At 49.4% G+C, this 397-nt stretch carries 2 tRNA genes; both read right to left on the bottom strand.

Features of this window, described 5'->3' with window-relative positions:
- Positions 1-112: 112 nt before the first annotated feature.
- Positions 113-185: transfer RNA gene (locus KNQ18_RS17200), tRNA-Ala, on the bottom strand.
- 22 nt (positions 186-207) lie between these two features.
- A tRNA-Ile gene (locus KNQ18_RS17195) sits at positions 208-284 on the bottom strand.
- Positions 285-397 lie beyond the last annotated feature (113 nt).

Raw genomic sequence — 397 nt, 5'->3', positions numbered from 1 at the left:
TTGGTATTCTAAGAACACACGTCTTAAATGACATGGTTAATTAAAAGTTTGATGTCTTGTTGATGTCTTCAGTTTTCAAGGTGCGAGTGCCTTATCCAAAGGACAAGACAAATGGAGCCTAGCGGGATCGAACCGCTGACCTCCTGCGTGCAAGGCAGGCGCTCTCCCAGCTGAGCTAAGGCCCCAGGATTGAAATTATAATGGAAATGGTGGGCCTAAGTGGACTCGAACCACCGACCTCACGCTTATCAGGCGTGCGCTCTAACCGGCTGAGCTATAGGCCCATTCCATGACTAGAGAGAATTAGACTCTCAAAACTGAACGATGGGCATGTCCCGTAAGGGACGTTTTCCTTAGAAAGGAGGTGATCCAGCCGCACCTTCCGATACGGCTACCT

It is taken from the genome of Exiguobacterium sp. s78, from assembly GCF_018618985.1.
GTDB classification, from domain to species: Bacteria; Bacillota; Bacilli; order Exiguobacteriales; family Exiguobacteriaceae; genus Exiguobacterium_A; species Exiguobacterium_A abrahamii.
The sequence above is the reverse complement of the archived record's forward strand: the minus strand, read 5'-3'. Positions and strand labels throughout refer to the sequence as shown.